The sequence below is a fragment of the Photobacterium lucens genome (assembly GCF_009873615.1).
GTDB classification, from domain to species: Bacteria; Pseudomonadota; Gammaproteobacteria; order Enterobacterales; family Vibrionaceae; genus Photobacterium; species Photobacterium lucens.
Genome location: NZ_SSMG01000349.1, coordinates 1 through 8,730, shown reverse-complemented (window position 1 = coordinate 8,730; position 8,730 = coordinate 1). Strand labels below are relative to the sequence as shown.

The 8,730-nt window shown below is 41.9% G+C and carries 9 protein-coding genes; 3 read left to right on the top strand and 6 right to left on the bottom strand.

What is annotated here, in order from left to right:
* Positions 1-211: 211 nt before the first annotated feature.
* Entirely contained in the window at positions 212-505 is a 294-nt protein-coding gene (locus E5A76_RS14845; protein ID WP_005367981.1) for a hypothetical protein, read from the top strand.
* Positions 506-640: 135 nt separating this feature from the next.
* On the opposite strand, the gene E5A76_RS14840 is transcribed toward E5A76_RS14845, so the two are convergent.
* Positions 641-1,516 (bottom strand): NAD(P)-dependent oxidoreductase, encoded by an 876-nt coding sequence (locus E5A76_RS14840; protein ID WP_161119389.1) that lies wholly within the window; start codon positions 1,514-1,516, stop codon positions 641-643.
* Positions 1,517-1,827: 311 nt separating this feature from the next.
* Between E5A76_RS14840 and E5A76_RS14835 the strand changes: the two genes are divergently transcribed.
* Both E5A76_RS14835 and E5A76_RS14830 read left to right on the top strand, forming a co-directional pair.
* A complete protein-coding gene (locus E5A76_RS14835) occupies positions 1,828-3,165 on the top strand; it encodes an aminotransferase-like domain-containing protein (protein ID WP_161119388.1) in 1,338 nt (445 codons plus the stop codon).
* An 85-nt stretch (positions 3,166-3,250) separates the two neighbouring features.
* Positions 3,251-3,889, top strand: a complete 639-nt coding sequence (locus E5A76_RS14830; RefSeq protein ID WP_161119387.1) for a thiopurine S-methyltransferase — start codon at positions 3,251-3,253, stop codon at positions 3,887-3,889.
* Positions 3,890-4,031: 142 nt separating this feature from the next.
* On the opposite strand, the gene purT is transcribed toward E5A76_RS14830, so the two are convergent.
* The 5 genes from purT to E5A76_RS14805 all read right to left on the bottom strand — a co-directional run bounded on the left by purT (position 4,032) and on the right by E5A76_RS14805 (position 8,620).
* Positions 4,032-5,210 carry a formate-dependent phosphoribosylglycinamide formyltransferase gene (gene purT, locus E5A76_RS14825; RefSeq protein WP_161119386.1) on the bottom strand — a complete coding sequence of 393 codons (1,179 nt, stop codon included), beginning with the start codon at positions 5,208-5,210 and terminating at the stop codon, positions 4,032-4,034.
* Between the two features lie 205 nt (positions 5,211-5,415).
* Positions 5,416-6,300, bottom strand: coding sequence for a DMT family transporter (locus tag E5A76_RS14820; protein ID WP_161119385.1), 885 nt, complete (start codon positions 6,298-6,300; stop codon positions 5,416-5,418).
* A 149-nt stretch (positions 6,301-6,449) separates the two neighbouring features.
* On the bottom strand, positions 6,450-7,337 hold the full coding sequence (cdd, locus tag E5A76_RS14815) for a cytidine deaminase (RefSeq protein WP_053989689.1): 888 nt from the start codon (positions 7,335-7,337) through the stop codon (positions 6,450-6,452).
* Between the two features lie 258 nt (positions 7,338-7,595).
* Positions 7,596-8,279 (bottom strand): CidB/LrgB family autolysis modulator, encoded by a 684-nt coding sequence (locus E5A76_RS14810; RefSeq protein WP_161119384.1) that lies wholly within the window; start codon positions 8,277-8,279, stop codon positions 7,596-7,598.
* Positions 8,276-8,620, bottom strand: coding sequence for a CidA/LrgA family protein (locus E5A76_RS14805; protein ID WP_161119383.1), 345 nt, complete (start codon positions 8,618-8,620; stop codon positions 8,276-8,278). Before E5A76_RS14805 ends, E5A76_RS14810 begins: the two co-directional genes overlap by 4 nt.
* Between the last annotated feature and the right edge of the window lie 110 nt (positions 8,621-8,730).

Sequence of the window (8,730 nt, the reverse complement as noted above, 5' to 3'; positions counted from 1 at the left end):
GTCAGTATAATATTTAAAACTTATATATTAAATACCATTTAAGTTTTTGAGCTGAAATATGAAATTAAATCGTGTTTTTTATTATCAATAACGGCTTTTTTGTTACGAAGTTGAAAAAATATCTCAATATTTAACAGAAACCTAAGTTGATGGGTTGATTTACGTTAGCGAGAGCAGTAGTATCCACGCCTCGATTTTTATGGTGGTGTATATGAGCAGATTTGAGTGCCTTGAAAGAATTGTCGACGAATATCGTAAAAAAGTTCGTGACGCTGAGTTTAACCGTCAGAACGATAGCGAAGTTGCTAAAGTTCTTGTTTTACTAGTCGGTAACTCTATGTTCAGTCTGGCTGACGAATTTGCTGATTGGGTTAATCGTGGCGGTGATCGTAGCTACGGTGGTAAGTTCTTCGTTTCTAAGCAACTAATGACGTTGCTAGAGCCAGTAACTTTCCGTGGTGTAACTGTTCGTCGTGATTCGATTAAACTATTCAGAATTTCGTAAGCTGAATGGATTCAATCGGTATTCCATGACTCCAATGTAAAATTGGAAAACGGATTTTTGATCTTGATGAGAGTCGAGGTCGGCAGAAGGGGATGCAAATGCATCCCTTTCGCTTATCTGGAATTTATAACTTACTTAAACGTCTTTATCACAAGCCTTGATAAGCACAGACGTATCCATTCTTCCCAATCCTTGCTGTTGTAGCAGGCCGTAACGTTTATCAACCGCTTCAGTCAATGGCATAGCTAACTCATGCTTATTCGCTTCATCTAAACAGAAACCCAGATCTTTACGCATCCAATCAATGGCAAAGCCAAAATTAAACTTATCTTCCGCCATGGTGATTGCACGGTTTTCCATTTGCCATGAACCCGCAGCACCGTGTTTTAGTACACTGACTACTTGCTCTATATCTAGGTTTGATTTTTGTGCCAGCATTAATGCTTCACTTAAACCTTGTAGTACCCCAGCGATACAAATTTGATTCACCATCTTGCAGCGTTGACCCTGACCATGACCGCCCATCAATACCGCTTGTTTGGCATAGCTATTTAATACCGGTAATACCGCATCAAAGTTTGCTTGTTCGCCACCACACATAATGGTTAATGCACCGTTTTCAGCACCCGCTTGACCACCAGAGACAGGAGCATCAATAAAGTGAATGCCTTTCTCGCTACAAGCGTTAGCTAACTCTTCTGCGAGCTCTGCTGATGTAGTGGTGTGATCAACAAGGGTAGTGCCAGCTTTCATACCAGCCAGTACGCCATTTTCACCGTACACAACACTACGTACATCATCATCGTTACCGACACACAAAGCGACAACATCACGCTCTAATGCTGCTTCCCGTGGGGTTTCACCATATTGACCTGAAAACTCAGAGGCCCATTGCTGCGCTTTGGCAGTTGAACGGTTGTAAACCTTGGTATCAAATCCTGCATTGAACAGGTGACGTGCCATTGGGTAACCCATTACACCTAAGCCGATAAAAGCGATACTCATTGTCATAGGAGTCTCCTAAGCAAAATAATTAAAATTGAGATATGTCATTTTAACGAATGGATAATAGGCAATACGTTAACCTGATAGTGAAACCGTCACTCTGCGAGCTACATTCCGTTTTAAAGCGGCGTTTAATTGCTAACAAAGCACATAGTAACTGCAATAAGAGTACGTTCTTTATTCATCCGTGTTGATGGTTATGTACACTAAGGTTTATATTGACATATGTCAATTTGTTTATTCCCTGTATCATTTGTTGCGTATTTTGGTTAAAGTTAACCAACTGTATGGTGGCGATTTAACTATAGGATGTGACAGTGAGCGACGCTAAATTTAAACAGATAGCTAAAACCATCGAAGCTCGAATTGATAGTGGTGAATATCCTGCAAAGTTTAAATTGCCGCCACATCGTGCGCTTGCTGATGAATTAAGCACAACGCCAGCGACAGTAGCAAAAGCCTATCAATTGCTGGTGGATAAAAAGCGTGTTGAATCCTTTGTCGGTAGGGGAACGTTTGTTTGTGCTCAAGCATCGTTAAGTGAGGTGATCCAACCTGCAGACGATGAACAAGATTATAACTTCTCCATCCTACAGCCTTGTTTGCTGCAAAACTTGTCACCATTGCGTGATGCGATGATGCAAGCTACAGAGCAGCTAAATACTCAGTTAATGGGGTATACCGAGCATTCAGGCCATGAAAGTCACCGTTTAGCAGGTGTCGCATGGGCTAAACATTATGGTTTAACTGGCGGTAATAGTGATAACACCTTACTGACCAACGGCGCGCAACATGCGTTATCGTTATTAATTCATGCCCTAACAGAGCCTGGTGATACTATCGCTGTTGAATCGCTCACTTATCCGGGGATCATGGCAATTGCCAAATCAGCAGGGCGACACGTTGTAGGAGTGCAATTAGACGATGAAGGGATGTGTCCTGATGACCTACAACAGGTGATCCGCTTAAATCGTCCTAAGCTCGTTATTGTTGTACCGTCACATCAAAATCCAACGGGCATTACCATGCCACCAGCAAGACGTGATGAAATCGCTAACGTTATTGCAGCAAATAACATCTGGCTCATTGAAGATGATATTTATGGCTTTTTAAATCCGGAGCCTATTGCAGCGATCAGCAATCGTATTCCGCAATTAAGCTTTCATATTTCAGGCTTATCAAAAGCAATTAGCCCAGCAATGCGTTGTGGTTTTTTAAAAGTGCCTGATTCACATATCACAGTATTACAAGCCTATATTCGTGCCAACATATGGCTGTCATCGCCACTGAACTATATTGCTGCAGCGCAATTAATTGAAAGTGGTGAAGCATTTCAACTTGCTGAAACGCAAAGACAAACTGCAATTAAACGTCAGCAATTGGCGAGAGAGTTACTAGGCTATCAAGGGAGGGAAACAGGGTTTCAACTATGGTGGCCATTACCTGAGCATTGGCAGCAAGAACGCTTTGTGATGGAGGCGAAAAACAAAGGTTTGATTGTCAGTAGCGGCAGTTATTTTAAAGTGAATGGGGAAGATCCGCACCATATTCGCTTATCATTAATGGCTATTAGCTCAGAGCAACGGCTGCAACAAGGATTGATCATGCTGCGAGATCTGGCTAAATCAGAATTTGTTATGAATCCTCATTTTTAAGTCTTTATAATAACAGCATCAGATACCGTTAAGTATAACGTGTATCTTTCTCATAATTATTTAATACAGAAAGTAGAGTCACAAAATGGATGCAGAATTTTGGCATAGCCGTTGGGCAGAAAACCGCATTGGTTTCCACCTACCTGACGTAAACCCATTACTGATCAAACATTGGTCAGCGGTTAAACCGCAACGTGATGAGCGTGTGCTTGTTCCTATGTGCGGTAAAACGCAAGACTTAGTGTGGTTAGCAGAGCGTCATAACCAAGTGATTGGTATTGAGTTGAGCGATATTGCTGTCAAAGCTTTCTTTGCTGAAAACCTCTATACACCGCTTGTTACTGGTGTCGGCAATCAACACCTTTATGAGTTTGATGAGATCTCGATTTATCAAGGTGATTACTTTACCGTAAATATCGATCCTGTTGATGTGGTTTACGATCGCGCTGCATTAATTGCAATGCCAGAAGACATGCGTCAAATGTACGTAGAAAAGCTACTGTCATTGGTAAAACCGGGCGGTCGTATTCTACTGGTGACACTTGATTACCCACAAGATGAACTAGCAGGGCCTCCATTCTCAGTACCTAAAGCGGAAGTTGAAGCTTTATTTGCGAATTGTAAAGTGACACACCTTGAACGTGATGAGGCTGATGAAACGCATCCTCGTCGCCAACGAGGTTTATCTCGCTTTGCTGAAGAAGTGTGGTTGATTGAAGTGTAGTAACACTTAATCACATTAGCTAAACATAAAGAAAGGCATGTTGCTTTAAACTAACCTGTTGTTTTTAAGGTTAATTATAAAGCTAACATGCCTTTTGCTTATAGAGAACGGTTATTTGACGCTAATCTTATTTGTTAAGTGATTAGTTAAAAACGACTTTCACATCACCAGCAGCGTTAACTGCATCATTGACTGCACTATCAATATCTTCACGACGAGTCAGCGCCACACCTAAACGACGACGACCATTGATTTCAGGCTTACCGAATAAGCGAATTTGCGTATTAGGACGAGAAAGCGCTGGCAGTAAGTTATCAAAGCCGATATTGGTTGAAACACCTTCAGCCAGAATAACCGCAGATGCCGATGGACCATATTGTGTGATGTGCTGAATGGGTAAACCAAGAAATGCACGAACGTGAAGGGAAAATTCAGACAACTCTTGCGAAATAAGCGTCACCATACCCGTATCATGTGGGCGAGGGGAGACTTCGCTAAATAGTACCGTATCGCCTTTAATAAATAGCTCGACACCAAATAAGCCGTAACCACCCAGAGCGTTTACAACTTTCTCTGCTACATCTTGTGCCGCTTTTAATGCCGCTTCAGACATTTGCTGTGGCTGCCATGATTCGCGGTAATCACCGTCTTCTTGGCGATGACCAATAGGTGCACAGAAGTGAACGCCATCAACAGCACGAACAGTTAATAATGTGATCTCATAATCAAAGTCAACAAAACCTTCGATGATCACACGACCAGCCCCAGCACGGCCGCCTTCTTGTGCGTATTGCCATGCTGAATCAATATCAGCTGTAGTTTTAATCACGCTTTGACCTTTACCTGATGAGCTCATGATTGGCTTCACCACACAAGGCATGCCAACACGGTTTACAGCTGCAACAAAGTCATCGTATTGATCAGCAAATTCATAAGGAGAGGTTGGAATAGATAGGGTTTCAGCGGCTAAACAACGGATACCTTCACGGTTCATTGTAAGCTTAGTGGCATTAGCGGTAGGAACCACATTCACACCTTGTTGCTCAAGCTCAACTAATGTGTCGGTCGCAATGGCTTCAATTTCAGGAACAACGTAGTCTGGTTTTTCTAACTCAATGATACGTTTTAGCGCATCACCATCTAGCATATCAATCACATGACTACGATGAGCAACTTGCATAGCAGGCGCGTTGGGATAGCGATCTGCTGCGATCACTTCGAGACCTAAACGTTGACATTCGATAGCTACTTCTTTGCCTAACTCACCAGAGCCTAAAAGCAGAACACGTGTAGCATTTGAACCATTAGCTGTACCTAACATCCTTATTCCTTACGATTTATGTTGGATAGTGTTGGTTGGGCGTGATAATACCTTGTTTTTATAATTAAGCAAACGTTTGCGTCAGGGTTTAATCTAAACTTGAAACATAAATAGTGTGAGTTATATGAAGCATATAATAAAAAACCGCCAACAATGTGGCGGTTTCATCAGTGATCTTAGATTGTATGACACATTATCAAATGTGTTACTTGCGTTTTTCCCACTGAGTGATAAACGCAACAGAGGCAATAATAATGGCAGCACCAAGCCATAAACGACCCGGAGGTATCCAACCGAACACTAACCATCCACCTAATACATTTAATGGCAGTTTGGCATGGTCAAAAGGTTGGACGAAAGAAGCATCTGCCACTGCATAGGCTTTCGCAATCGCCCATTGTGCAAGGGCGGTTAATAAACCTGCTGCGATAATTAATGTCCACGTTGCACCACCCGTCGGCATATGAAAATCAGGTAGTGCAAGTAACACGTTAAAAGGGGTGATCAGAATCAGCAGATACATCACAACCGTTGTTGGTGATTCAGTGCTTGATTGCTTTTTCACCATCAGCGAATAACCCGCCCAGAAAATCGCAGCCCCCACAGGTAGCAATGTAGCAATGCTAAAGGTATCTGACCAAGGTTCAAGAATTATCATCGCACCAATAAAGCCAGCAATGGTTGCACACCAACGTGCCGCACCGACTTTCTCTTTTAATAAGAAACCTGAGCCAATGGTTGCAAATAACGGTGAAGTCATGAGCAATGCAATACCTTGCCAAATCGGCACAGGATAGGCGAGTGCCCACAGCCATAACTGAATACCAATCACTGCAAGAAAGACACGGAAACAGTGTTGAAAAAATTGTTGTGTCTTTAATGAGTGACGGATCCCCATGGTTCTAAGCCATGGCAGCATCGCAATCAACGCAATGAAGTATTGAAATAGGGCAAAGGTGGTCGATGAGACACCAAGTTTTATGCTGAGGTACTGAGCAAGGCTGTTCACAATGGCAAAAGCCAAACCTGCAGACAGCATCCAACTTGCACCTTGTACCGGATTATGTGTTGGACTATGAGTGTGAGACATGAAAATAGGTTCTCTATAAAAGCGTTGCGAGGATAATACGCTTTTGTTTTTAGATAGCCAATATTCGACCCACTCTAGAGGTGTTGAGGTAATAAAAAACCGCCTATTACAGCGGTTTATATAACAACCTAGGTCTTTATTGCTAAATCTTAGTAAGCAACATAGGTCATTTGAATGTCTGGATTCAATGCTTCTAGCAGTGCTTGAGTACGTGCTAGTTGGCTGATTTGGCTTTCAGCACTTTCAACTAATGCCGCTTCAACCAATTCAGACAGCTTGTAGCCTGACATATTCATGTTGATCAGTGCCACTTGCAGCGGTGGTAGGCTAGGGTTAAATGCCGCATTTTCAGCGTACATACCCACAAATACACGACCGTCTTTGGCTTTAAGTGCAACACCACTGAAGTTCTTCGAGTAAGGTGCATGTGAACGGTTTGCAGCATCACAAGCGGCAACAGCTAACTCAGATTGTTCAGCAATGGTAATACCGTTATCAATATCGCTTAGAAGTGCATCTTCAATACCAAGATCGGCAGGGCCGAATGATTCAGGTAGGTATTGTTGCAGTGTCATTGGTTGGCGTTCTGGCAGTTGGATCACTAACTCTTTAGCCGTGTTTAGCTCATTCATGAACTGACGACAGTGACCGCAAGGGCTGTAGTTAATGGTTACATCTTTAATGCCAGTTTCACCTTTGATCCACGCATGGCTAATTGCCGATTGTTCTGCATGGATAGTACACGCCATACTTGCACCGGCAAATTCCATATTTGCACCAAAGTAAAGGCGACCAGAAGTACCACGGACAATAGCACCAACATAGAAATTAGAAATAGGAACAACAGCGTAAGCAGCAGCAACAGGAAGGAGTGCAAGGCGAAGATCAGAATCAGATAGATTAGTTTGAGCAAGTAAGTGTTCAAATTGCTCAGGACTGATAGTGGAATCGAAATTTTTATCTTCAATAATTGGTCGAAGAGCTGATGCAAGCTCGTTAGGTAATTGACCTAATGCATCCATAACTTTTGCGTGCATTGGGGTGTTACTCCGTATTGTTGATGGAGAAACATTCTATGTTAAATGTTAATAATCAAGTGTGATGCAGATCACATTAACTATCAACTCTATACACTAGTTACATTATCGAGAGCGAGCTCACACAAGTAAATGTAAATTTTTATGTAATAAATGGTTATCAAAACAGCATGGGCTTAAAACTAATATGAATTAAGCAACATAAACGCTGTAAGCATATGATGCTGCTTATACCCAAGTAACTTGGGTATAAAACCATTAACCAAAAAAGACATGCTGTAAGATAGGGAACATCAATGGTGCAAGTAGGGTTGTCATAATGCCACAAATCACTAAAGCCAATGAGCTAAATGCCCCTTCTTGATAGTCTTGCTCTACTGCCTTTGCCGTACCTAATGCATGAGAAACCGTACCGATAGACAAACCTTTCGCTAAAGGGTGATGAATACGAAATAGCTTCATCACTGGATAACCTAATACCGCACCAAACAAACCGACAATGATCACCATTGCAGCGGTAATGGCAGGAATACCCCCAATTTGTTGTGATGCTGCCATCGCAAGTGGAGTGGTAATAGATTTAGGCAAAATACTGGCGGCTAATTGAGCATCAGCCCCCATTAAAAACGCAATACCTGTACCAAACGTCATTGATAACACACTACCGATAAAACAGGCAGTTAAAATGGTCTTCCACTTACGCTTAATCAAAGGTAGTTGCTGATACAGCGGTAACGCTAAGGCAACAACCGCAGGGCCTAACATGTAGTTGATAATTTCATTGTCAGCAAAGTAAGTCTCATAAGGGACATTGAGCCAGCGCAGTGCAGCGATCAAAAAGATCAGCGAAATCAGCAATGGATTAAATAGTGGATTGCGGATCTTCATTGCCAAATAACGCATGCTGTAAAACACAACAAGGGTTGCCACTAACCAGATCATGACTCTTTTTCCTTATGGTGAAGGGCAAGGCCAATCACAACCAATACAATTAATGTGCTACCAAGGGTGCTTGCAAAAATGATGGTGGCGTTATGCTCGATTAAACCTAAGTAATTCATAAGGCCAACACCGACAGGAACAAACAGCAACGCCATATGTTTGATCAGCAAATTACAGGTTTTCTCAACCCATTGAGTTTTACAAATGCCTGTTACTAAGCCGAAGAAAAGTAAGAACAAGCCAATAATACTGCCGGGGATCGGCAGATGAGTTAGATGTTGTATGCCTTGGCCTACTAAAAAGCAAAACATAACAATGGCAAAAGATCGTATGTAATCCATAGTGAAAAAGGTAATGCTAGAAAGTTTTATTCATCATACAAATAAACGTGCTATTTGTCACACAAAATTACACGACATTTAGAAAAATGATAAAACTGTTTAGATTAAAT

Excerpts from the sequence above, each read along its gene's own strand:
- E5A76_RS14840 (WP_161119389.1), bottom strand. The coding sequence starts at position 1,516 with ATGACAATGAGTATCGCTTTTATCGGCTTAGGTGTAATGGGTTACCCA.
- cdd (WP_053989689.1), bottom strand. The coding sequence starts at position 7,337 with ATGCACGCAAAAGTTATGGATGCATTAGGTCAATTACCTAACGAGCTT.
- E5A76_RS14820 (WP_161119385.1), bottom strand. The coding sequence starts at position 6,300 with ATGTCTCACACTCATAGTCCAACACATAATCCGGTACAAGGTGCAAGT.
- E5A76_RS14810 (WP_161119384.1), bottom strand. The coding sequence starts at position 8,279 with ATGATCTGGTTAGTGGCAACCCTTGTTGTGTTTTACAGCATGCGTTAT.
- E5A76_RS14805 (WP_161119383.1), bottom strand. The coding sequence starts at position 8,620 with ATGGATTACATACGATCTTTTGCCATTGTTATGTTTTGCTTTTTAGTA.
- E5A76_RS14845 (WP_005367981.1), top strand. The coding sequence starts at position 212 with ATGAGCAGATTTGAGTGCCTTGAAAGAATTGTCGACGAATATCGTAAA.
- purT (WP_161119386.1), bottom strand. The coding sequence starts at position 5,210 with ATGTTAGGTACAGCTAATGGTTCAAATGCTACACGTGTTCTGCTTTTA.
- E5A76_RS14830 (WP_161119387.1), top strand. The coding sequence starts at position 3,251 with ATGGATGCAGAATTTTGGCATAGCCGTTGGGCAGAAAACCGCATTGGT.